Annotated in this window: 19 protein-coding genes; 7 read left to right on the top strand and 12 right to left on the bottom strand. The window is 64.9% G+C overall.

Going from position 1 to position 22578, the window contains the following annotated elements:
* Positions 1-95: 95 nt before the first annotated feature.
* Complete coding sequence (locus IYW40_RS19760; protein ID WP_196401937.1) at positions 96-2963, bottom strand: EAL domain-containing protein; 2868 nt, start codon at positions 2961-2963, stop codon at positions 96-98.
* 319 nt (positions 2964-3282) lie between these two features.
* On the opposite strand from IYW40_RS19760, the gene ptsP reads away from it, so the two are divergent.
* The 3 genes from ptsP (at position 3283) to IYW40_RS19745 (ending at position 7060) form a co-directional block, all read left to right on the top strand.
* Positions 3283-5547 (top strand): phosphoenolpyruvate--protein phosphotransferase, encoded by a 2265-nt coding sequence (ptsP, locus tag IYW40_RS19755; protein WP_196401936.1) that lies wholly within the window; start codon positions 3283-3285, stop codon positions 5545-5547.
* 56 nt (positions 5548-5603) lie between these two features.
* On the top strand, positions 5604-6674 hold the full coding sequence (prfA, locus tag IYW40_RS19750) for a peptide chain release factor 1 (RefSeq protein ID WP_196401935.1): 1071 nt from the start codon (positions 5604-5606) through the stop codon (positions 6672-6674).
* A 122-nt stretch (positions 6675-6796) separates the two neighbouring features.
* A complete protein-coding gene (locus tag IYW40_RS19745; protein WP_196401934.1) occupies positions 6797-7060 on the top strand; it encodes a hypothetical protein in 264 nt (87 codons plus the stop codon).
* Positions 7061-7126: 66 nt separating this feature from the next.
* On the opposite strand, the gene IYW40_RS19740 is transcribed toward IYW40_RS19745, so the two are convergent.
* The 3 genes from IYW40_RS19740 to IYW40_RS19730 are packed head-to-tail and all read right to left on the bottom strand — an operon-like array spanning position 7127 to position 10853.
* Positions 7127-7456, bottom strand: coding sequence for a cellulose-binding protein (locus IYW40_RS19740; protein ID WP_196401933.1), 330 nt, complete (start codon positions 7454-7456; stop codon positions 7127-7129).
* A 57-nt stretch (positions 7457-7513) separates the two neighbouring features.
* A complete protein-coding gene (gene purH / locus IYW40_RS19735) occupies positions 7514-9106 on the bottom strand; it encodes a bifunctional phosphoribosylaminoimidazolecarboxamide formyltransferase/IMP cyclohydrolase (RefSeq protein WP_196401932.1) in 1593 nt (530 codons plus the stop codon).
* 28 nt (positions 9107-9134) lie between these two features.
* Positions 9135-10853 carry a heparinase II/III family protein gene (locus IYW40_RS19730; RefSeq protein WP_196401931.1) on the bottom strand — a complete coding sequence of 573 codons (1719 nt, stop codon included), beginning with the start codon at positions 10851-10853 and terminating at the stop codon, positions 9135-9137.
* 212 nt (positions 10854-11065) lie between these two features.
* Between IYW40_RS19730 and IYW40_RS19725 the strand changes: the two genes are divergently transcribed.
* Positions 11066-11596: a gamma carbonic anhydrase family protein gene (locus IYW40_RS19725; protein WP_196401930.1), complete on the top strand. Its 531-nt coding sequence runs from the start codon at positions 11066-11068 to the stop codon at positions 11594-11596.
* An 8-nt stretch (positions 11597-11604) separates the two neighbouring features.
* Here IYW40_RS19725 and IYW40_RS19720 read toward each other — a convergent pair whose 3' ends face one another.
* Positions 11605-12228, bottom strand: coding sequence for a transglutaminase-like cysteine peptidase (locus IYW40_RS19720; RefSeq protein ID WP_196401929.1), 624 nt, complete (start codon positions 12226-12228; stop codon positions 11605-11607).
* Positions 12229-12842: 614 nt separating this feature from the next.
* Between IYW40_RS19720 and IYW40_RS19715 the strand changes: the two genes are divergently transcribed.
* Positions 12843-13442 carry a TMEM175 family protein gene (locus tag IYW40_RS19715; protein ID WP_196401928.1) on the top strand — a complete coding sequence of 200 codons (600 nt, stop codon included), beginning with the start codon at positions 12843-12845 and terminating at the stop codon, positions 13440-13442.
* On the opposite strand, the gene IYW40_RS19710 is transcribed toward IYW40_RS19715, so the two are convergent.
* The 6 genes from IYW40_RS19710 to ccmI all read right to left on the bottom strand — a co-directional run bounded on the left by IYW40_RS19710 (position 13439) and on the right by ccmI (position 19458).
* A complete protein-coding gene (locus IYW40_RS19710) occupies positions 13439-14623 on the bottom strand; it encodes an FAD-dependent monooxygenase (RefSeq protein ID WP_196401927.1) in 1185 nt (394 codons plus the stop codon). The genes IYW40_RS19715 and IYW40_RS19710 overlap by 4 nt on opposite strands.
* Before the next feature lie 10 nt (positions 14624-14633).
* Positions 14634-14885: a zinc-finger domain-containing protein gene (locus tag IYW40_RS19705; RefSeq protein WP_175092633.1), complete on the bottom strand. Its 252-nt coding sequence runs from the start codon at positions 14883-14885 to the stop codon at positions 14634-14636.
* Positions 14886-14994: 109 nt separating this feature from the next.
* On the bottom strand, positions 14995-15465 hold the full coding sequence (locus IYW40_RS19700; protein WP_196401926.1) for a cytochrome c-type biogenesis protein: 471 nt from the start codon (positions 15463-15465) through the stop codon (positions 14995-14997).
* Positions 15466-15593: 128 nt separating this feature from the next.
* Entirely contained in the window at positions 15594-17561 is a 1968-nt protein-coding gene (locus IYW40_RS19695) for a heme lyase CcmF/NrfE family subunit (RefSeq protein WP_196401925.1), read from the bottom strand.
* 253 nt (positions 17562-17814) lie between these two features.
* Positions 17815-18252 carry a cytochrome c maturation protein CcmE gene (gene ccmE / locus IYW40_RS19690; RefSeq protein ID WP_196401924.1) on the bottom strand — a complete coding sequence of 146 codons (438 nt, stop codon included), beginning with the start codon at positions 18250-18252 and terminating at the stop codon, positions 17815-17817.
* 90 nt (positions 18253-18342) lie between these two features.
* Positions 18343-19458 carry a c-type cytochrome biogenesis protein CcmI gene (ccmI, locus tag IYW40_RS19685; protein WP_196401923.1) on the bottom strand — a complete coding sequence of 372 codons (1116 nt, stop codon included), beginning with the start codon at positions 19456-19458 and terminating at the stop codon, positions 18343-18345.
* A 90-nt stretch (positions 19459-19548) separates the two neighbouring features.
* On the opposite strand from ccmI, the gene IYW40_RS19680 reads away from it, so the two are divergent.
* Entirely contained in the window at positions 19549-20703 is a 1155-nt protein-coding gene (locus IYW40_RS19680; protein WP_196401922.1) for an AAA family ATPase, read from the top strand.
* Between the two features lie 89 nt (positions 20704-20792).
* A complete protein-coding gene (locus IYW40_RS19675) occupies positions 20793-21269 on the top strand; it encodes a DUF2721 domain-containing protein (protein ID WP_196401921.1) in 477 nt (158 codons plus the stop codon).
* On the opposite strand, the gene purB is transcribed toward IYW40_RS19675, so the two are convergent.
* On the bottom strand, positions 21223-22530 hold the full coding sequence (gene purB / locus IYW40_RS19670; protein ID WP_196401920.1) for an adenylosuccinate lyase: 1308 nt from the start codon (positions 22528-22530) through the stop codon (positions 21223-21225). The genes IYW40_RS19675 and purB overlap by 47 nt on opposite strands.
* Between the last annotated feature and the right edge of the window lie 48 nt (positions 22531-22578).

Genomic DNA, 22578 nt, shown 5'->3' with positions numbered 1-22578 from the left:
AACAGATCGACCGGAATTCTTACCCTCGAAGGAGCATTCCGAAACGGTTGCGCGTTCTGAGCCTAACCGTTTCCCTGCGCTACGGCGAGAACTAACTATGCCGCTTCCGGCGCGGCTCCGACAAGGCGGCGCGCATCCCGCGCGCTGATCGGGCGCCCAAAGGCGTAGCCCTGCGCGAAGCCGCATCCGAGCTGATAAAGCTCGATCGCATCCTGCTCGGTCTCCGCGCCCTCGGCGACGACGTCCAGGCCGAGATCCTGCGCCAGCGCGATGATCGAGCGCAGAATGATGGGGCGCGCGCCCTTGCCAGACTGCTTGATGAAGCAACGGTCGATCTTGATCGTGTCGAACGGGAAGCGCTGCAAATAGGCGAGCGACGAATAGCCGGCGCCGAAATCGTCGAGCGACAGCCCCGCGCCGAGTTCCCTGATGCGCGCCAGCATCTGCGCGGCATATTCGGGATTCTCCATCACCAGGCTCTCGGTCAGTTCAAGTTTGAGGCTGCCTTTGGCGATATCATTGCGCATCAACACGCTTTTGACGTCGCGCAGGAGGTCGTGGCGCAGGAGCTGGCGCGACGAGACGTTAACGGAGGCGAAGATCGGCGGATCGACCGCAAGCGCGCGTTGCCAGGCCGCGAGTTCGCGCGCCGTGCGCTCCAACGCCAGAAGCCCGAGATCGACGATCAGTCCCGTCTGCTCGGCGACGGGAATGAATTCGGAAGGCTCAAGCCGACCCAGGCGCAGATGGTCCCACCGCAGCAAGGCCTCGAACCCAGCGATGGTGCGATCCTCGAGCCTGACGATCGGCTGGAAGAACACCTTGATCTCGCCCCGCTCCAGCGCCCGCCGCAGATCGGCCTCGAGCGTCAGCCGGTCGGAGCGCTGCGCGCGCATGGCCGGGCGGAACACTTCGATGCGGTTGCCGCCCGAGCGCTTGGCGTGGCGCATCGCGATTTGGGCGTCTTCCAGCATGTCGCGGGCGCTGGGATGCGTCTGCTGGTCGTAAAGCGCGATGCCGATCGAGGCGAATAGCGCGATCTCGCGATCGGTGAAGCGCACCGGAATAGACAGCGCGCGGCGCACCGAATCGGCGATGGAGATGACATGATCGGCGTGCGACTCCGAGACCAGGATGATCGCGAATGTATCGCCGGAAAGTCGCGCCAGCGTGTCTTGAGGCTGCAGCAGCCGCGTCAGACGATGCGCCACGGTGAGCAGAACGCTGTCGCCCATCGCCATGCCGACCTGCTCATTGATCTGCTTGAAGCGGTCGATGTCGATGACGAGGATCGTCGGGCGCACGTCCTTTTCCATGCGCGCGAGAATCAGCGCGGCCTCCAGCCGATCGAAGAACAATTCGCGGTTCGGCAGGCCCGTGAGATTATCGTGCACGGCGTCGTGCAGCAGCCGCTCCTGGGCGTTGCGCTCATCGGTCACGTCATTGAGCGTGCCGACGACGCGGATCACCTCGCCGTCCGGACCGACGACGGGCCGCGCCCGCAGTCGATAGCAGAGGTAATGGCCGTCCGCGGCGCGCAGGCGGAAGTCCTGATTGATGCGGCCGCGCCGCTGCTCGAGAATGGCGTCGAGACAGGCGCGATAGCGGTCCTGCTCGAAGGGATGCAGCAGATCTAGCCAGGAGGAGGCGGCCCCCTCGAGCCCGCCGCGGTCGAGCCCCAGCGCCGCTTCCGCTTCCGGGCTGACATAGATGTGGTCCGACGGAACGTCCCAGTCGAACACGATCTCATTCGCGCCGGTGAGCGCGAGCGCCTTGCGCTCGACGTCGCTGATGGCGCCGTGCGACAGCCCGCCGGCGGCGAAGGCGTTTTGCATCACCGTGAAACCGATCAGCATCACGATGAGCACCAGGCCGCCGACGAGCGCCGGAGAGACAAGGTCATTGGTGATCCAGCCGGCCACTGCAAATCCGGCCGTCGCCACCCACACGGCCAGCAGGAACCACGTCGGGATCAGCATGATGGCCCGATCGAAGCCATGCGTCGCGAGATAGAGAATCAGCACGAAGCCGACGACGGCGGCCGTCGCCAGCGAGATGCGCGCCACGCCAGCGGCGACGGGCGCGTCGAACACCGCCAGGCCGACGAGGTCCAACAGGATCAGCAGCCACAGGGCGGCGACGTGCCAGGCGCGCACATGCCAGCGGTTGAGGTTCAGATAGGCGAAAAGGAAGACGACGAGCGTCGCCGAGAGAACCGTTTCGGCGCCGGCGCGCCAGACGCGGTTGGCGTTGGCGTCAAAGCCGAAAATCTTGTCCCAAAAGCCGAAATCGATGCACACATAGGCCAGCACCGCCCAGGCGAGCGCCGCCGCCGCCGGGAAGATGACGGCGCCTTTCACCACGAAGACGATTGTCAGAAACAGCGCGAGCAGGCCGGCGATGCCGATGACGATGCCCTTGTAGAGCGTCAGGCTCGTCACCTTGTCCTTATAGGCCGCGGGCTCCCACAAATAGAGCTGCGGCAGGTTGGGCGTGCGCAGCTCCGCGACATAGGTGACCGTGGTTCCGGGGTCGAGCGTCAGCCGGAAAACGTCGGCGTCCGAGGCGTCTTCGGCCTCGGGCGGAAAGCCCTGGCTGGCCGTGATCGCCGTAATGCGCGTCGAGCCGAGATCGGGCCAGATGACGCCCGAGCCCTGCAGGCGGTAATGCGGGGCGACGATCAGGCGCTCGATCTGCTCATCCGTGTCGTTGGTGAGCGCGAAAACGATCCAGTTGGGCTGGCTGCCGGCCTCCTTGGCGCCGACCTCGATGCGGCGGACGATGCCGTCCGAGCCGGGCGCGGTCGAGACCTGCAGCCGGTCGCCCTGCGAGGAATGTTTCTCGATGACATTGGTGAGATCGATCGCCCGCGCGCCCTGCGGCACCCGCACCGACTCCATGGCGACGGCCTGAGCCGAGAGGATGAACAAAAAGAGCGCAACCAGGTATTTTTTCAGACGCACGAATTCTCTTCTCGATGCCGCAGGCTCGGAGAACGCGTCTGGCGCGGCCGATGCCGGGCGCGAAGCGCGTGGGCGGGCTGTCATCGCCAGACTCTGATCGGAAAGTGGTAGAGGCTTCGAGCCCTGCCGGCAAGCCGATTCGCCAAGCTGTGCAATAACGGTATGTTCCTTGCGTCGCCGCGCTTCTTGGCCGCGCTTGCGGAGCGCGGACGGCGCCAATATACGCTGCTTGAAGGCCACCGTCGCTATCTGCAGGCGCATGGCGGTTTTTTTGCGGTGTGCCCACCCGCGAAATTCTGGGAAAACGGGAAAGGATTGGATGCGAAGCGCTCTCGGCGGCCCTCGCCTTCTGCTGCGGCGACTCCGCGAAATCAGCGCGGAACCGGTGAGCGCGCAGGCGCGGCTCGACAAGATCGTGGTGCAGATCGCCGCGAATATGGTCGCCGAGGTTTGTTCCGTTTATGTCCTGCGCGCCGACCAGCGCTTGGAGCTTTACGCCACGGAGGGCCTTAACCGCGAGGCCGTGCATCTCACCACGATGCACGCGGGCGAAGGCCTTGTCGGCCAGATCGCCAAGAGCGCCGAGCCTCTCGCCCTCTCCGAGGCGCAGGAGCATCCCTCCTTCTCCTACAAGCCGGAGACGGGCGAAGACGCCTATCACTCCTTCCTCGGCGTGCCGATCCTGCGCGGCGGCAACACGCTCGGCGTGCTCGTCGTGCAGAACAAGGTGCGCCGGGTTTATTCGGAAGAAGAGATCGAGGCGCTGCAGACGACGGCGATGCTGCTCGCCGAGCTGATCGCCTCGGGCGAATTGCAGGCGATCGAAGACCCGCGCGATCTCGCGCTTTATCGCCCGGCTTCGCTGAGAGGCGCGCCCATGGCGGAAGGCGTCGGCCTCGGCCATGTGCTGCTGCACGAGCCGCGCGTCGTCATCAAGCAGCTCGTCGCCGAGGACATGCCCTCTGAACTCGCGAGGCTCGAACATGCGATCGACGCGATGCGCCAGTCGATCGACGAGCTCGTCGCGCATAGCGACCGCATCGCCGCCGGCGAGCCGCGCGACGTGCTCGAAACGGTGCGCATGGTCGCCTACGACCGCGGCTGGGTGCGCCGCCTGCGCGAAGCGGTGATGACCGGGCTGACGGCGGAGGCGGCGGTCGAGCGCGTTCAGAACGACGCGCGCGCGCGCATGCAGCGTCAGACCGATCCCTATCTGCGCGACCGCCTGCACGATCTCGACGATATCGCCAACCGGCTGCTGCATCAGCTGACGGGTCAGAGCTACGTCGCCGATCGCGACAGCGTGCCGGAAAACGCCATCATCGTGGCGCGCAACATGGGGCCGGCGGCGCTTCTCGACTATGACCCCAAGCGGCTGCGCGGGCTCGTGCTGGAGGAAGGCGGGCCGACGAGCCACGTCGCCATTGTCGCGCGCGCGCTTGGCGTCGCCACCGTGGGGCTCGTCGCCGGTCTGATCGACATCGTCGAAACCGGCGATCCGATCATCGTCGACGGCACGACCGGCGAAGTGCATGTCCGGCCGCAGCCCGACGTGCAGAGCGCTTATGCTGAAAAGGCGCGGCTGCGGGCGCGGCGTCAGGAGCAATACGCCAAGCTGCGCGACGTGCCGGCGGTCACCAAGGACGGCGTCGAAATCGGGCTGCACATGAACGCCGGCCTGGCGATCGACATGCCACATCTGCGTGAGACCGGCGCGAATTCGATCGGACTCTTCCGCACCGAATTGCAATTCATGCTCGCGCCGCGCTTTCCACGCATGGACGAGCAATATCGCTTCTACAAAGCCGTGCTCGACGCGGCGCCGGATAAGCTGATCACGTTTCGCACGCTCGACATCGGCTCCGACAAGATCCTTCCCTATATGGCGAAGATCGAAGAGGAGAACCCGGCGCTCGGCTGGCGCGCCATCCGCATCGGCCTCGACAGGCCGGGGCTTTTGCGCATGCAGCTGCGCGCGATGCTGAAGGCGGGCGCCCATCGCAATTTGCGCATCATGTTTCCGATGATCGCCAATGTCGCCGAATTTGACGCGGCGAAAGCGATTGCGCTGCGGGAACTCGACCACATCACGCATCATCGCCATCCGCCGCCGACGCGCCTGGAACTCGGCGCGATGGTGGAAGTGCCGTCGCTCCTGTGGGAAATCGATCTTATCGCCGAGCGCGCGGATTTTCTGTCGGTCGGATCGAACGATCTGGTGCAATACATGTATGCCGCCGACCGCGACAACACGCGCGTTTCGAAGCGCTACGACAATCTCTCGCGGCCGGTCCTGCGCGCACTCGAGCGCATCGTCACGGCCGGCGCGCGGCACAACGCGCCGGTGACGCTCTGCGGCGAGATGGGCGGCCGCCCGCTCGAGGCGCTGGCGCTGCTCGGCATCGGCTACCGCTCGCTGTCGATGGCGGCCTCCGCCATCGGTCCGGTCAAGTCGATGATCCTCAGTCTCAATCTCGAAGAGACGCAGATGTATCTCGCCTCGCTGCTCGCGTCCGACGACGGCAGCGCTTCGGTGCGGGAGCAATTGCGCGATTACGCGATCGCGCGCGGCGTGCCCTTGTAGCGAGCCTCCTTTCTTCACGCCGTCGCCGTCACCATTGCTCGGGAAGCCTCCTCTTCATGTTCGCTCAAGACAAGCTCGACCTCATTCTGCGCCGCTACGACGAGATCGGCGACAAGCTCGCCGTCGGCGCCGACGGGCAGGCCTTCGTCGCGCTCTCGCGCGAACGCGCGACCCTCGACGCGGTCGTCGACAGGATTCGCGCCTATCGCGCGGCGCAGAAGGAATCCGACGATCTTTCCGCCATGCTCGCTGACGCCTCGCTCGACGCCGAAATGCGCGGGCTGGCTGAAAGCGAGACGGAGGCCGCACGCGAACGACTCGCTGCGGCGGAAAGCGCGCTGAAACTCGCGCTTCTGCCGAAGGACGAAGCAGACGAGAAGGGCGTCATTCTCGAAGTGCGCGCCGGCACGGGCGGCGACGAGGCGGCGCTTTTTGGCGGCGATCTCTTCCGCGCCTATCAGAGATATGCGGCGCTCAAGGGCTGGCGCATTGAGATCGTGTCCGAAAGCCCTGGCCAGCTTGGCGGATTCAAGGAAATCGTCGCCGAGATCATCGGTCGCGGAGTCTATGGCCGGCTGAAATTCGAGTCGGGCGTGCACCGCGTCCAGCGCGTCCCGGAAACCGAGACGCAGGGTCGCATCCACACGTCGGCCGCGACGGTCGCAGTGCTGCCGCAGGCCGAGGACGTCGACGTCGACATCGATGAGAAGGATTTGCAGATCGATACAATGCGCGCGCAAGGCGCCGGCGGCCAGCACGTCAACAAGACCGAATCGGCCATCCGCATCACCCATATTCCATCCGGCATCGTGGTGATGATGCAGGAAGAGCGCTCTCAACATCGCAACAGAGCCAAGGCGATGAACGTTCTTCGCTCGCGTCTCTATGACGCCGAACGCCAGCGTCTCGACAAGGAGCGTTCGGACGATCGCAAGCAGCAGGTCGGCTCAGGCGATCGCTCCGAGCGTATCCGCACCTATAATTTCCCGCAGGGACGTGTCACCGATCATCGCATCAACTTCACGCTCTATAAGCTCGACCGCGTGATGGAAGGTGAATTCGACGAGATCATCGACGCGCTGACGACCGATCATCAGCAAAAACTCCTCGCGCAGAGCGAGGCGTAGACGCGCGCCGCCGAAATGACGTGCGCATGCGTCCTGTGCGCCGACGCACGAACGTCGTGGGAGGCTCTCGCTAGAGTGCGTCTACTCGCCAGGTGACGAGTGAGAACGCCGAGGAGAACCTCATGTCCACGTTGAAAAAGATCATCTCTACGAGCCTCGCCGCCAGCGTCATGTTGGGGGCGGTCGCGAGCGCCACGCCGGCATTGGCCTGGTCCAAATGGCATCATCACGGCTATGGCTGGGCGCCCTACGCCGTGGGCGGCGCGCTCGCGTTAGGCGCAGTGGCGGCGGCGGCCGCGAGCGAGCCGGATTGCGATCACGTTCGCGAGCCGATCTATAGCCGCCGTGGCTATGTCATCGGCTACCGCGCCGTGCCGATGTGCTGACGCGGCCAAGATCCCATCGTCAGGAAGGGGCCGGCCCACGCCGGCCTTTTCATTGCGAGGCGCCGCTCACCAGCCGTAATCGAAATACTGACCGATTTCATTGTAGCGCTGCGGATCTTGCAACGAGAAATCCTGCTGCTCCAGGAAGTAATTGTCATTGGCGTAACGATTGGGCTGCAGATTTCCCTTCGCCGCGTCCGGCGCCGCGCCGTCGTCGAGCCAGTCTTTGCCGGTCGTCAGATTATGCGGCAGAGGAATCGAAAAATCATCGCCCTGCGTCGCAGTGACCTGCCCCGTCGCAACAGGCGCGCGTTGTTTCGATTTCGCGAGAGCGTCGCTCGAAGCAAGCGCGCAAACCAACGCGAGGCCCAACGCCAGTGTCAAAGACTTACGCATTTTTTGAACTCCGTTTCGCGTCAAGCGACCACTTTAGCTGGATCGCCCGGCGCATTGCTAGTGTCGGAAGTGGCGCACGCCGGTGAAAACCATGGCGAGACCCTGCGTGTCCGCCGCAGCGATCACGTCCTTATCATTCATGGAGCCGCCGGGCTGGATAACGGCCGTCACGCCTGCCTCAGCCGCCGCCAGCAATCCGTCTGCAAAGGGAAAGAAAGCGTCGGAAGCGACGACGGCGCCTTTCGCGAGACTGTCCATCAAGCCTGCCGCGCGCGCGGCCTCCTGCGCCTTATGCGCGGCGGTGCGCGATGAGTCGACGCGCGACATTTGCCCGGCGCCGATTCCCACCGTGGCGGCTCCCTTCGCGTAGACGATCGCGTTCGACTTGACGTGTTTCACGACGCGGAAAGCGAATTTGAGATCCGCGAGCTCCTCGGGCGTCGGCTGGCGCTTCGTCACAACCTGCAGATTCATCTCGTCGACGACGGCGCTGTCGCGCGATTGCGCAAGAAAACCGCCCGAAACCGAGCGATAGGTCAAGCCGGCCGCGCGCGCATCTGGAACGCCGCCGGTCAACAGCAGGCGCAGATTCTTCTTGGCGCCGATGATTGCGATCGATTCTTCGTCGGCGTCGGGCGCGATGATCACCTCGGTGAAAATCTTGACGATCTCGCGCGCCGCTTCGGCGTCGAGCTTGCGATTGAGCGCGACGATGCCGCCGAAAGCCGACATCGGATCGCAGCGCAACGCCTTGGCGTAGGCTTCGACAAGAGTCGCGCCTTCGGCGACGCCGCACGGATTGGCGTGTTTGACGATGACGACGGCCGCGGTCCGCGCCGGATCGAATTCCGCGACGCATTCGAAGGCCGCGTCGGTATCATTGACGTTGTTGTACGAAAGCTGCTTGCCCTGAACCTGGCGCGCCGTGGCGACGCCCGGCCGCTTCTCGCCGGTGAGATAGAAGCCCGCGGATTGATGCGGGTTTTCGCCGTAGCGCATCGGCTCGGCGAGTCGTCCGCCGAAGGCGCGTAGCGGCGGAGAGGCTTCGCCGAGCTGCTGCGCGAGCCAATTGGAGATCGCGGCGTCATAGGCGGCGGTGCGCGCGAACGCCTTCTGCGCGAGCCGCCGACGCGTCGCGAGCCGCGTTGCGCCCTTCGTCGCCGCGAGCTCCTCGATGAGCATCGCGTAATCATCGGAATCGACGACGACGGCGACGTCGTCGTGATTCTTCGACGCGGCGCGGATCATCGCCGGCCCGCCGATATCAATGTTTTCGACGCATTCTTCGAACGGCGCGCCTTTCGCAAGCGCCGCCTCGAAGGGGTAGAGATTGACGACGAGCAGGTCGATCGGCCGGATGTCATGCGCGAGCATCGCCGCTTCATGTTCGGGATTCTCGCGGATCGCCAGAAGGCCGCCGTGCACCTTGGGATGCAGAGTCTTCAGCCTTCCGTCCATCATCTCCGGAAACTGCGTGAGATCGGCCACGTCGCGAACAGCGAGACCAGCCTCGGCGAGCGCTTTGCGCGTGCCGCCGGTGGAGACAAGCTCCACGCCATGCGTCGCCAGAACGCGTGCGAACTCGACAAGGCCTGTTTTGTCGGAAACGGAAATCAGCGCGCGCGCCACATGGCGCAAATCAACGGGCATTGCATACTCCTAACTGGCGCCGCGCTTATCACACCTTGCCGCCGGGAGGAACCTGCTCACCGGCGCGCCGCCGGAAACTCCAAGCGATCTCGGCCTCAGGAGCCGCCGCCCCTCGCACAATGATTTGGGCGCATTTGCGCGCGCCGCCGGGCGCGGCGAAAAAAATGCTGTCTTCGATTTCGGGCGTCAGGTCTTGCGCTTCAAAGATGAGGATTTCGCCATCGGCAAGAGTGAGTTCGATTGCGCCGTCGGCGTTCGGCGCAACGCGCACGCGCGGATGAATATGAAAGCGCAGGGCGAAATCGCTCGCTTGCGGATGTTTTCCGCCGCACTCCGCAGCGACGAGCCGATCGACGCCCAGGAGCGCGGCGCCATCGGCGGGAAGGGTCAGTTCGCGCTGATGGACAAGGCCGAAATCGCGCACATAGCCGTCATGCGACAAAAGGAGCGTCGTCTCGCCGTCGAGACGGCGGCGCTCGACCTCGGTGTTGCGCGGGCCGCCGAGAACGCGCCCGGCGCGCCGGCGCGGCGCGCTCTGCGGCGCGATGCGGGCGCTGGAGCGGTCGCCGAGGACGAGCGTCGAATGCGCGGCGGTGGCGCGCGCCAGCTCACGGGCGTCCAGATGCGGCGCCGAGGGAGCGCCGCAGTTGACGACGACCCGCTCGATTCCAAGCGAATATTCGAAAGACAGGCAGCCTGCGTGCGCGGACAGGGAAAATTCGAAAGGCGGCGGCCCGCCGGCGTCGACGAGGACGAGCGCGTCGCCAGCCTCCATACGCTGATAGCCGGCGTATGGGGCGTTGACGGGCGGCGCGCCGCGCGTGTCCTCGTGGGCGAGCGCGCTCGCCAGCCGGTCCAGCGCCGTCGCGCCCATCCCGTTGAACAGCGCCAGCGAGCCGTCGCCATGCTGCAGCATCCGCAGCATTGGCATCATCCGGTCGATAGCGCGCAGGACGGCGGAGGGCGTTTGCAGCCCGCGCGCCGCAATCACCTGCCGCAGCGGCAGCAGATCGAGCAGCAGGTCGACCGCGACCTGCGGATTGCGGCTGACATGACCGCCGTCGATGAGGATCTGGCGGTCGAGCTCCCCGCTGAGCGCGCGCGACACATGCGGGGCGATTTTGCGGCCGGTGTCCGCGCAAACGGCGAATTCGGCAAGCGCGATGGCGCAGAAGGCGCGATCGGCGCCGCGCGCGCCGTCGCCGGCCAGCGCTCGCCACAACAGCCGCGCGTTGCGCGCGAGCGCCAGCATGAAGGCGTCATAAAAATCGGCGTCGGCGCCGTCGAGCAGCGTCGGCGATTGCGACAGGAAAGACAGGAGGCGCCGCGCGACGACCGCAGGCTCCATCGCCGGATCGTCGGCCGGAATTTTCGGAAGCGAAAGAAAATCCGCGACAAGCTCCTGCGCAGTGGCCAGGGCCACCCTGTTGTCCGAGGCCTGCAAATGCCGCAGCCAGGAGAAGCCTGCAAGGGAGCGCCGCCAGCATTCGGATGGCGCGGCGACCAGAAAAGGCGATACGCCCCGCGCCTGTACGGTTTTGCCGTCGAAGGAGAAATAGCCGGCGTAAATCTGGTCGGCGACGGTCGAATCGGTGGTTCTAATGTCGGGAGGCGCGATGCGCAGCCGCTCCGGCGGCGCGATCGCCATCGACTTCATGAGGTGATAGGGCGCGGCGGCGCCTCGCGCGAAGGCCCCCGCCGCGCGCGCCGCCGAAACGCTCGCCAGCCGAACCCGATCCCGCAACATGATGGCGCTCAGTGGGCGTCCTCCGACAGCGGCTCTCGCGCGATAGATCCCCACCGGCAACGCGCCAACCGGCAATATCAAACCCCGCCGTCCGCTTATAGTCCATATTTCCGTGACTTCCGAATGAGATCGTGGCGGCTTCGGCGCTACGCCATTGCATGCAAAAGGGGGAAAATGCCAATGTCGCGCCTCTTTTTTAGGAGGCTTCGCCCATGCCGCTGTACACGATCGACGGAATCGCGCCGCGCCTTCCGTCCCCCGGCCGGTTCTTCGTGGCTCCAGGCGCGCACATCATCGGCCGCGTCGCGCTGGAGGAGGACGCCAATGTCTGGTTCGGCTGCGTGCTGCGCGGCGACAATGAGTGGATCACCGTCGGCGCCCGCTCCAATATTCAGGAAAACAGCATTCTCCACACCGACATGGGCTTCCCGCTCGTCATCGGGCCGGACTGCACGATCGGCCATGGCGTCATTCTGCATAGCTGCATCATCGGCGAAGCGACGTTGGTCGGCATGGGCGCGACAATCCTCAACGGCGCCAAGATCGGCGCGAACTGCCTCGTCGGCGCCAATGCGCTGGTCACCGAGGGCAAGGAATTTCCCGACTATTCGCTGATCGTCGGCTCCCCCGCCAAGGCGATCCGCACGCTCGACGAAGCGGCGCGCGACCGCCATCTCGACTCGGCGAAACATTATGTGGAGAACGGCCAACGCTACGCGAGCGGGCTGACGCTGATCGGCTGAAAGCGGCCTCACCGCGACACATACAGCGGGGCGCTGGTCGCCGGGGCAATCGCCACCCAGGCGTTCTGATTTTGCTGCGACTGTCGCTTGACGAAGCGATAGGGAGCGCGCGTCCAGGGCCGCATCTCGTTGGAAAGATTGTCGAGCACGAATTCGCCGCGGTTGGTCTTGACCGTCAGGACGGAATGGCCGTCGCCGTTCTTCTCCTTCACCACCGTGAGCAGCAGCGCCTGCCGGGGAAAGCCTTCCTCGATCAGCATGCGGCGCTTTAGAAGCGCGAAATCCTCGCAGTCGCCCTTCCCGTCGCTGGGATAATCCCACTGATCGACCGCGCCCCAGTGATCGGCGTCGGCGATCGGGTCGATATTCCCATTCACCCAGGCGTTGATGCGCGCGATCTTGCGGTAAACGGCGGCGGTGAGTTCGACCTCCTGCGGCGCGGTTTCCTCGTTCTGGCATTCGCCCCGGTAGCGCTGGCAGAAGTCCACCCAGCCGTAGGGCACGCTGGTTTCGAGGCCAAGCGTGGCGAAGGTCGCGGTATCGGGTCCGGCGAAACTTTTTGCATTGACGGCGATAAGCGCCGCACCCGCCATCCCGAGAGCCACAACCGCCTTGCTAACGATGCCCAACATAACCCGCCTCCGTGACATGAGGCGAGGTTAGTTTTGTTGTTTTGCTGTCGATGAAAGTATTTCTGTCGGATTTTATCCGAATGCGTTCAGATTTTTCCAGGTCTTCGGTAAGTATAATTTTGTGCTGTCAAAACGCGTAAAATTTGATGAGATCACGTATCTCGTTGGATCAACAAACCTTTTATTGCTCCGCGCCTCGGCTCCGACGCTGAAATCTCGCCCCGGCCTAAGCTTCAAGGCGCGCTGGTTAACTTATGCCCGTTTCAGAGGTTAACGCGCGCCCTCGGCGAGAAATTTTTTGGCCGGCGCGACGACAGCGCGCCTTCCTCGACGCGCAAAATTCGTCACAGAGATTTCGAGGCTTGGCGCCAGAAAGTCGTGCCGAATGGGTCTGAGCGGCGCAGAGATGCGAGGGTCGCGCCGAACGCGGCATCCGCTATCACTTGCAAGCGATTGACTCGGCGAGAACGATTGACTGGGGGAACGCGTTCGCAGGCCCAAGCGCCGGCGGGGCACAAGCGCCGGCGAACACAAGCGCTCAGCGCGACTTCCTGCACGAACGCGTGTAGGAACGATCGCGTTCAAAAGAACAGTCGACGTCCTGGAGAAAATCTTTGGAGAAGCAGCGGCTCGAAGCCTTCAGCGACGGCGTCATTGCGATCATCATTACGATCATGGTGCTCGAGTTGAAGCCGCCGCATGAAGCGAGCTTCGCGGCGCTCGCGCAGCTCGCCCCGGTGTTTTTCAGCTATGTTTTGAGTTTCGCCTATATCGCCATCTACTGGAACAATCACCATCACCTGCTGCAGGCGGCGTCGCATGTGACAGGCCGGGTGCTGTGGGCCAACGTCCATTTGCTGTTCTGGCTGTCTCTCATTCCCTTCGCCAGCGCATGGATGGCGGAAAACCATTTTGCTGGAGCGACGGTCGCGGTCTATGGCGCGGCGCTGCTGGCGCCGGCCATCGCTTATTTCATCCTCAGCCGAATGTTTCTGAAGACGCACGGACCCGAGTCGACGCTCGCGCGCGCGCTGGGCGTTGACGTCAAAGGCAAGATCTCGGTGCTGTTTTATCTTCTCGCCATCGGGCTGACGTTCATCGATCCGCGACTCTCGCTCGCGATTTACGTGCTCGTGGCGCTGATGTGGCTTGCGCCCGATCCGAGAATTGAGCGGGTCCTCACCGAGAAGCGACGAAGCGAACCCGAACGCTAACGGTAAAGCCAGGCGTTGCGCGCCAGCATGCCGGGGCCGCCGAGCGCCCGGATCGCAAGATTGCGCGCGGCGGCCGGCAGTCCGCGCATATGGAAATAGCCGCCCTGGCGACGCGAGACGCGCACGACCCGCGCGGCGCGGGTAAGCCTTGCGTCCTCATAGGCGGCGAAGGCGGCCTCGACCGTTGCGCCCGGTCGCATGAAGGCTTCCCCCAAGGCGTCGGCGTCCTCGATCGCCTGCGCCGCGCCTTGCGCCAGGAAGGGGACCATCGGATGCGCGGCGTCGCCGAGGAGCGTGACCTGTCCCTGCGTCCAGTGTTCCAGCGCCGGCCGCGTGAACAAAGGCCAATGGCGCCAGGAGGCGCCGGCTTCGATCAAGTCGCGCAGTTCTGCCGCGATTTTACGCGGCGCGAGTCGGCGCGCGAGCGCCGCGCCGTCAAGCGACAGGCTTGACGCGGCGTCCTCCGCCTCCGGCGGCGCTTCGATGATGACGACCGCGTTGATCAGCGATGCGTCGCGCAGCGGATAGTGCACGACATGAGCGCCCGGCAGCAGCCAGAGATTGGACGCGCGCAGGCGCAGCGCCGCCGGAACGCTCTCGGCGGGCAGCGTCGCGCGCCAGGCGACACAGCCGGAATATGCGGGCGCGTCGCGCTCGGACGGGACGAGATGGGCGCGCACGCTCGACCGCACGCCGTCGGCGCCCACGAACCCCGCCGCCTCGATTTCCTCGACGCCGTCCTGGGTGTGCACGCGAAGGCGAACGCCTCGGGCGGTCGCTTCGAAATCGCCGACGCGGGCGCCGGCGCGGACATGGGTCTGCGGATTGTCCAGCGCCGCCTGCAGCAGCGCGCCCTGCAGGTCGGCGCGGTGGAAAAGCCGGAACGGCGCGCCCCAGCGGGTCTTCGCGGCGGAAAGGTCTAGGCGCGCCAGAACTGCGCCGTCCCGCCCGCGGCGGATGTTGATGGCCTCGGGCTCCAGAGCGACGGCGGCGAGCGCCGGCTCAAGCCCGAGCTTGGCGAGGATACGCCCGGCGTTCGGCGCGATCTGCAGTCCCGCGCCGACCTCGTCGATCCGAGCAGCGCGCTCGAGGACCAGCGCACGCTTGCCGGCGCGCGCCAGCGACAGGGCCGCGGCGAGGCCGCCAATGCCTGCGCCGGCGATGACGATCGGCGCGTTCACCCGCGTAATGTCAGGCGGCGGCGTCTTCGGAGACGCGATAGACGCATTCGGCCGGGTCGGCGCCGCCGCGCAGGGCCGGGTCGTAGACGTAATGCGTCGAGCAATAGGGGCAGACGGCCTCGTTCGACGCGCCCATGTCGATATAGACATGAGGGTGGTCGAAGGGCGGCAGCGCGCCGATGCACATGAATTCCTTGGCCCCGATCCTGATCTGCGCGACGCCGGGCTGATTGTGGAAATGGGGCGTGGAATGCTGGGCCATGATCCGCTCCTTGAGAGGCGCCGGGGCGGCGGGAACTGTCCCGCCCCTATAATCCAGCGGGCGTGCGTTGGATAGGGGTTTAGCTCTTTGGGGTTTAGCTCTTGGGGGTTTAGCTCTTGGGCCTTTCCAAGTCCGAGACGCCCAGAGTTTTCAGTCGCGCGCGCTCTTCTTCGCTGAGCGCCTTGGCGGGCGCGGCGGGGACGCCTGCCCGTCGCCGCGCCGCCATCCAGATGGCGGCGGCGCCGGCGAGCAGAGCGATCAGCGGCGCGGCCCAGAGCAGCAGCGTGCCGGGCTTCACCGGCGGGCGGAGCAGCACGAAATCGCCATAGCGGGCATGGACGAATTCGCGCACCTCGCCGTCGCTCATTCCCTCCTTGAGCTTCTCGCGCACGAGCACACGCAAATCCTTGGCGAGCGAAGCGTCGGAATCGTCGATCGACTGGTTCTGGCAGACGAGGCAGCGCAGCTCGGTGGTGATCGCCCGCGCCCGCGCTTCGAGCGCCGGATCGGCAAGCCTTTCGCCGGGCGTGACGGCGTGGGCCGTCAGGGGGAAGAGAACGAGCGCGATGAAGACCCCCACCCCAACCCTCCCCCACTTCGCGGGAGAGGGAGCAAAATTCGGCGATTTCTTGCCATCCGGCAAATGCCGATCGTTAGGGTCCCCTCTCCCGCGACAGCGGGGGAGGGACAGGGAGGGGGCTTCGACTCTCATTCGGCCGGCTCCAGGGCTGGCGCGGCGGCGCGGCGGGCGACGCCGATGCGCAGACGCCGGTCGGCGAGCGACAGCGCGCCGCCGAAGGCCATGACCAGCGCGCCGATCCAGATCAGCGTCACGAGCGGCTTCCAGTACAGCCGCGCGTCGATCGTTCCATCCTCATGCGACTCGCCGATCGCAGCGTAAACCTGTCCGAGCGCCAGCGTGACGATTCCGGCCTCCGAGCGCGCCATGCGCCGCGCCTGATAGAAGCGCTTGGCCGGCTCGATCGTCGCGAGCGTCGCGCCGTCCTTGCGCACCGCCATGACGGCGTAGACTTCCGAATAATTCGGCCCCTGGCGCGGCGAAACAGATTCGATGCCGATCTGATAGGGACCGACGTCATAAAAGCTCGAAGGCTTCATCGCCACGATGGTTTCGACGCCCCAGCCGGTCGCGGCGAGGCCGAGCAGCGTCAGCCCCATGCCGGCGTGAGCGATCGACGTGCCGAAGACGGATAGCGGCAGGCCGGCGAACCGCTTCAAGCTCGCGCGTCCGGAGGTCCCCCGCACGCGCAGCGCAAGATCGCTCAAAGCGCCGACGACGAGATAGATCGCGATGCCGGCGGCAGCAATCGAGAGGAACGGCGTTCCGTACCAGGCGCCGAAAGCGGCCGTCGCGACGACGCCGACGATGAAAGCGATGCGCAGCCGCTGCAAGGCGGCGGTAAGATCGCCGCGCTTCCAGGAGAGCATCTGGCCGATCGGCATCAGCAAGGCGAGCGGCAGCGCGATCGGAATCAGCACGGTGTTGAAGAATGGCGCGCCGACGGAAATCTTCTCGCCGGTGATCGCTTCGAGCGCCAGCGGATAGAGCGTGCCGACGACGACGGTGGCGCAGCACGCCGAAAGCAGCAGATTGTTGAGAACAAGCGCGCCTTCCCGCGAGATCGGCGAAAACAGGCCGCCGACAGGCAGCGCGCCGGCCCGCAGCGCAAAGAGCGCAAGCGCGCCGCCGATAAAGAAGACGAGAATGGCGAGGATGAACACGCCGCGGTCAGGATCGCTCGCGAACGCATGCACTGACGTCAGCACGCCGGAGCGCACCAGGAAGGTGCCGAGCAGCGACAGCGAGAAGGCGAGGATCGCGAGAAAGATCGTCCAGACCTTCAGCGCCTCGCGCTTTTCCATCACGGCGGCGCTGTGCACGAGCGCCGTGCCGGCGATCCAGGGCATCAGCGAGGCGTTCTCGACCGGGTCCCAGAACCAGAAGCCGCCCCAGCCGAGCGTGTAATAGGCCCAGTACGACCCCATGGCGATGCCGAGCGTCAGCGCGATCCAGGCGAAAAGAGTCCATGGGCGAATGACGCGCGCCCAGCCGGCGTCGATGCGTCCGCCAATGAGCGCGGCGGCGGCGAAAGAGAACACGATCGAAAAGCCGACATAGCCGAGATAGAGCAGCGGCGGATGGATCGCGAGGCCGGGATCCTGCAGGATCGGGTTGAGGTCGCGACCCTCCCACGGCGCCGGCGCGACGCGCGCGAAGGGATTTGAGGTGAGCAGAATGAAAAGAAGAAAGGCCGCGCCGAGCAGCCCCTGCACGGCGAGCGCGTCGGCGCGCAGCCGGTCGGGCATTGCGCTGGAGAAAACCGCGATCAGCGCGCCGCAAAAGGAGAGAACGAGCACCCACAGAAGCATCGAGCCTTCGTGGTTCCCCCACACGCCCGAGATTTTATAGATGAAGGGCTTCAGCGAATGGGAATTCTCGATCACGTTGACGAGCGAGAAGTCGGAAACGACATGCGCATATGTCAGCGCGCCATAGGAGAGCGCGACGAACAGGAATTGCGTGATCGCCGCGGGGCGCGCGACGCGCATCAGCGCGGCGTCATTCAGCCGAGCGCCGATGAAGGGAATGGCGAATTGCGCCAGCGCCAGCGCCAGCGCCAGAACGAGCGCGTAATGTCCGGTTTCAACGATCATGCGGACCTCGACAGGCGCGCGGCGATACAGTCGCCCTCATGCTGAGGAGCGCCGAAGGCGCGTCTCGAAGCGCGAGGGCGCCGCGCATTCTGGGATGAGCGGTTTCCTCGTCCTTCTAGACGCGAGCTTCGCTCGCTCCTCAGGATGAGGAAACCTTGGCTTGCGTCATTGCGAGCGAAGCGAAGCAATCCCCGAAGCCCATCAACGGCCTCATTTGCTCCATGGGCAATACAGTTTGCGCTAAAGTCGCCCATCACTTCGTCTCTCCCTGCCAGACGCCCTGCTTCTTCAAGGCGTCGGCGACGTCGCGCGGCATGTAGCGTTCGTCGTGCTTAGCGAGCACGCTGTCGGCGCGAAAGGCGCCGTCCGGCTGCAGCACGCCGTCGACGACGACGCCCTGCCCTTCGCGGAATAGATCCGGCAGCAAGCCTGTGTAGGACACCGTAAGATCGCTCGTCTTGTCGGTGACAGTGAAGCGCACATCTTGGCCATTCTTCACCACCGTGCCTTCCTTCACCAGACCGCCGATGCGCAGCCGCGCGCCGGAGGCCGTTTGCTTCTTCGCAAGCTCCGAGGGCGTGTAGAAGAATACGATATTGTCGCGCAGCGCGAACAGCATAAGCCCGGCGGCGAGGGCAAGAATCGCCATCGCGCCGGCAATCAACGTCAGCCGCTTTCCCTTACGCGTCATTGTGCTTCAAAACGCTCCCATGTGCCCACGGCGGACAGTTCTCGCGAAGAGGCGAAACTTCGCTCTAGATCACGCTGCATTTGGCGCGCTCTAGCCTCCGATATTCAGCTCTTTCGCCAGCGCCTCGATGCGGGCCATGTCGTCCTGCTTGCTGGCGAGCGCCTTGCGCGCGTCGGTCACGGCCTTCTTCGCCTTTTCTGTCTCGGCGAGGACGCTATAGGCGCGAATGAGCTTTAGCCATCCCTCGACGTCGTCTCCCTTGGACTCGAGCCGCGAGGCAAGACGATCCACCATGCCGCGGATCATCTCCTGACGCTGATCGGCGGGCATCGCCGCGATTGCTTTACCCTGCTCGCTCGACGGCCCGCGCGCGACGACCGGCGGATTCGCCTCGCCGCGCAGAATGGCGAGCTGGGCGTTCACAGCCTTCAGATAAGCGGCGTCGGCCGGCGCGTCAGCAGCCATCTTGGAAAAGATTGCGATCGCTTTTTCCTTCTCGCCGGCCTGCGCCGCGGCGAGTCCAAGATAATACTGCGCCTCTGGCACTGAAGGGTCGAGCGCGAGCGCGGCCTCGAAATCCTTCTTGGCTTGCGGCGTCACCACGCCTTGAGCGACGACGACGCGCGCTTCTCCAAGCGCCGCATGTCGCGCCGCGGTTGCGCCCAAAAGTCGCAGCGCTTCCGAATAGGCGTGGACGGCGTCTTCGCCGCGCCCCGTGCGCAGCAAATATGGCGCGATGACTTCGAAGCCGCGACCGTCTTCGGGATGCTCGCGCAAATGCTGTTCGATGCGCGCGACGGCGCCGGAGAGGTCATTGCGGTCCGGCGCGGAGTCGAGCCGCGCCGTCAGCGGCATGTCCGGCATGTCGGAGTGGCCGAGCCGCGCATAAAGCGTCAGCGCGACGGCGGGGATGACCACAATGGCCGCGAGCGCCGCGGCGAGCGCGAGTTTGCGCGAGGAGACGACCCTCGCCTTTGGCGCGGCTTCGGCGCGCAACAGTCGGCGCGCCGCCTCGGTCTTCGCGGCTCCCGCGTCCGCCGCGTCGAGGCGACCTTCCTCGCGCTCGCGCTCGATTTCGGCGATCTGCTCCTCGAAAAAGGCGACGTCGGCGGCGCTTTCATCCTGCGCCCCATTCCGCATGGCGAGCGGCGCCAGCACCGCCATCACCGCGGCGCCGGTCAGCAAGGCGAAGATAAGCCAGATCATGCCCGCTCTTTAAGGCTTTGCGCTCCCTATTGGAAGGGCGGCCATTGCCCGTTCGCGCCCGTCCATCGATATTGCCGCCAGGGAGGCAGTGTGATCACGCGGCTCGCAATTTCCGGCTATCGATCGATTCGCGATCTGGTCCTTGCGCCGGGGCGTCTCACCGTCGTGACTGGCGCCAACGGCGCCGGCAAGTCCAGCCTTTATCGTGCGCTGCGCCTTCTCGCCGATGTTGCGCAGGGGCGCATCATCCAGTCCCTTGCCCGGGAGGGCGGACTAAATTCGACGCTGTGGGCTGGGCCCGAGAAATTCTCCCGCGCCATGAAAGCGGGCGAGACTCCGATAGAGCCCTTGGCGCGCCAGTCGCGAAAGGCGCTGAAGCTCGGCTTCGCTTCGAAGACCTATGGTTATGCGATTGACCTCGGCCCAACTTCCAATGCGACGGAGGCCTTCCCGCTCGATCCGCAGATCAAGCTCGAGGCGCAATGGACCGGAGAACATCTTGGCCATGCTAATCTTTTCGCCGAGCGACGGGGACCGAGCGCGCGCATTCGCGGGGAAAATGGCGAATGGCGGCAGGCCGGGGCTTCACTCGCCGGCGTCGACAGCATGATGACGCACTGCGCCGACTTGCGCGAAGCCTATGATCTCTCAATCTTGCGTGAGACGGTGCGGAGCTGGCGCTTCTATGACAATTTGCGCGCCGACCGCGAGGCGCCGGCGCGACGCCCGCAGATCGGCACCTTCACCCCCGCGCTCGCCGATGACGGCGCAGACCTCGCGGCGGCGCTCGCAACCATTCTGGAAATTGGCGACGCGGACGGCCTGGGAGAGACGATCGACGACGCCTTTTCATCCAGCACGATCAATATTTCGGCATCGGACGGTTACGTGGAGACGCTGATGCGCCAGCACGGTTTGCTTCGGCCACTACGCGCCACGGAGCTCTCGGAAGGCACGCTGCGCTATCTGCTGCTCGTCGCTGCGCTGCTGACGCCTCGCCCGCCGCCGCTGATGGTGTTCAACGAACCTGAAGCGAGTCTCCATCCCAATCTCATCGGCGCGCTGGCGCGGCTGATGCGCAAGGTCTCCAACGAGACGCAGCTGTTCGTCGTGTCGCACTCGGCGCAACTGGTCTCGGAACTGAGAAAAGACGATTGTTGCGTCGAAATCGCGCTAGAGAAGCGTCTGGGCGAGACCCTCGCGCCCGAACATGAGTCGCCAAAATGGCGCTGGCCGTCACGGTAACGCTTGACGGGCGGGCGCGCCTAATCGGAATTGCGCGGGATCCTCGTGCGAGACCTCATGCTCCGAGACCCTCATGTTCCGAGACCCTCATGCTCATCAACACGCCCTCGATCGAACAGCTTTCCAATGTGATCTCGCAGGTCACCGGCCCCGCCTTCCTGCTCGCAGCCGAGGCGCAGCTCTTGACCGTCCTCGTTTCACGATTGGACCGCATCATCGATCGTGCGAGAATCATCGTCCAGACGGACGGCGACAGCGCGGCGCAGGTCCATCTGAAAGCTGAACTGCCAATCCTCAGAAAGCGCGGCCAGCTGATGCATCACGCCATTTACTGGGGCGTGGCGAGCTGCATCGTGACGAGCCTTCTCGTGATCCTCAGTTTTGCGGCGGCATTTTTCCATGTGCGCCATGAGTATGGCGCGGGGTTGCTATTCGCCCTGGCGATGGCGCTCTTCACCGCCGCGCTGATCGCCTTCGCGAGAGAATTGCAGCTCGGATATATGGAGATTAGCGGCGGCGCTAAGCCTCCCCAAAGACCCGCGCGAAAATCGTATCCACATGTTTGAAGTGGTACGAGAGATCGAAGAGCGCGTCCAATTCCGCTGCCGATAGTTTCGCGCTTACGTCCTTGTCCTGCCCGAGCAGGTTACGGAAATCGCCCTCGCCGCGCCAAACTGGCATGGCGTTGCGCTGCACCATGGCGTAGGCGTCTTCGCGCGAGACGCCTTTTTGCGTCAGCGCCAGAAGCACGCGCTGCGAATGAATGAGCCCGCCGAGCTTCTCTAAGTTCTTGCGCATATTTTCCGGGTAGACAACGAGATTGTCGATGACGCTCGTCAAGCGCGCCAGCGCGAAGTCCAGAGTCACCGTCGCGTCAGGCCCGATCATGCGCTCGACGGACGAATGCGAAATATCGCGCTCGTGCCAGAGCGCGACGTTTTCCATCGCGGGGATCGCCATGCCGCGCACCAGCCGCGCGAGTCCGGTCAGATTTTCGGTCAGCACCGGATTACGCTTATGCGGCATGGCGGAAGAACCCTTCTGCCCGGCCGAGAAATACTCTTCCGCCTCGAGCACCTCGGTGCGCTGAAGATGGCGGATTTCGATCGCCAGCCGTTCAACCGACGACGCCACCACGGCGAGCGTCGCAAAATAAGCCGCATGGCGGTCGCGCGGAATGACCTGCGTCGAGATCGGTTCGACGGTCAGACCCATCTTATGCGCCACATAGTCTTCGACGCGCGGATCGATATTGGCAAAAGTGCCGACGGCGCCGGAAATCGCGCAGGTCGAAATTTCTCGGCGCGCCTGGAGGAGCCGCTCCCGCGCGCGGGTGAATTCGGCGTAGGCCTGCGCCAGTTTCAGCCCGAAGGTCGTCGGCTCGGCGTGAATGCCGTGCGAGCGGCCGATCGTCGGCGTGTATTTATGCTCAAAAGCGCGCGTCTTGAGCGCGGAGAGCAGCGCGTCGACGTCGGCGATCAGCAGATCCGCGGCGCGCGACAATTGCACGGCAAGACAGGTGTCGAGCACGTCCGAAGACGTCATGCCCTGATGAACGAAACGCGACTCGGCGCCGATGAATTCGGCGAGATGGGTCAAAAAGGCGATCACGTCATGCTTCGTCACCCGTTCGATCTCGTCGATTCGCGCGACGTCGAAGGTGACGAAATCCGCTTTGTCCCAGATCGCCTTGGCGCTCTCCCGCGGAATGACGCCGATCTCGGCGAGCGCGTCACAGGCGTAGGCCTCGATCTCGAACCAGATGCGAAACCGCGTCTGCGGCTCCCAAATCACGGTCATCTCGGGTCTGGAATAGCGGGGGATCATCCGGCGCGCCCTAAATTTTACGGAGGAGAGAGGCGCCTAGCATGCGCG

Source organism: Methylocystis sp. H4A (assembly GCF_015709545.1).
In the GTDB taxonomy this organism is placed as follows: domain Bacteria; phylum Pseudomonadota; class Alphaproteobacteria; order Rhizobiales; family Beijerinckiaceae; genus Methylocystis; species Methylocystis silviterrae.
The sequence above is the reverse complement of the archived record's forward strand: the minus strand, read 5'-3'. Positions and strand labels throughout refer to the sequence as shown.